We start from the raw sequence: 948 nt of genomic DNA, 5'->3' as shown, positions 1-948 counted from the left end.
GGTGCTCGGCGCTGCAATGGACGACAAAGTTAATTTTGTCGTAGCAGTTCCGGCAGAGCATACCAAGGCTGGACTTCATGCAGGCAAGCTCGTGAAAGAAATTGCTGCCGTATGCGGTGGCGGTGGTGGCGGACGACCTGACATGGCGCAAGCCGGTGGTAAGGATGCCAGCAAGCTGGACGAAGCACTTCAACGTGCGCATGAACTGGTGTCGGCAGCCTCACAAGGATAAAGTTCGATAATTTTTGCGGATTTTTGGGAAAAAACGGGCTTAGATATTTCCTTGTAGGGCTTTGCTTATGGTATGATGTAAAAGAATAAGCTGGCATAAACATGTACACATGTTTTGTGGAAGCGAGGTGTCAACAATGGATTCCATGGACAAAACGGTCAAATTTAATGTCAAGGCAGATGAGAAGGAAGCTTCTGCTCAGGAGATTTTGTTGACCGTATATGATGCGTTGGTAGAAAAAGAATACAATCCGATCAATCAAATCGTCGGCTATTTGCTATCCGGTGATCCGGCTTATGTGCCACGGCATAATAATGCCAGAAGCCTGGTACGTAAAAAAGAGCGCGATGAGTTGATTGAAGAGTTGGTTCGTTTCTATCTCGCCAAGCACCGTTAGGAGACAGGCATGAAAGTAATGGGATTGGATTACGGGGATCGCCGAATTGGGGTCGCCGTAAGTGATGCCTTCGGCTGGACCGCCCAAGGATTGGAAGTCATAGAACGACGCGGTGACGACAGTGAGTTCGGTAAAATTGCAAATTTAGTTCGTGACAATGAGGTGGGCGAGGTTGTTGTAGGTTTGCCAAAAAACATGAACGGAACCGTGGGTCCACGCGGTGAGATTTGCATCGAGTTTGCGAACCGACTCAAGGAGTTACTGGGTTTACCCGTTCACCTTTGGGATGAACGGCTGACGACGCGTTCGGCGGAGCGTA

3 protein-coding genes are annotated in these 948 nt (G+C 48.9%); all 3 read left to right on the top strand.

The features are described 5' to 3' along the window. Positions 1–232: DHHA1 domain-containing protein (locus tag GRP75_RS28005; protein ID WP_160791010.1), on the top strand; the 232-nt coding region annotated here is incomplete at its 5' end. A gap of 136 nt (positions 233–368) precedes the next feature. Further along, a complete protein-coding gene (locus GRP75_RS28000) occupies positions 369–629 on the top strand; it encodes an IreB family regulatory phosphoprotein (RefSeq protein WP_007431624.1) in 261 nt (86 codons plus the stop codon). Between the two features lie 9 nt (positions 630–638). Then, positions 639–948 (top strand): Holliday junction resolvase RuvX (ruvX, locus tag GRP75_RS27995; RefSeq protein ID WP_160791009.1); only part of this gene is annotated, 310 nt, incomplete at its 3' end.

The sequence above is a fragment of the Paenibacillus sp. OT2-17 genome (genome assembly GCF_009827695.1).
In the GTDB taxonomy this organism is placed as follows: domain Bacteria; phylum Bacillota; class Bacilli; order Paenibacillales; family Paenibacillaceae; genus Paenibacillus; species Paenibacillus polymyxa_B.
Note: the sequence above shows the minus strand (reverse complement) of the source record. Positions and strands in the feature narration are given on the sequence as shown.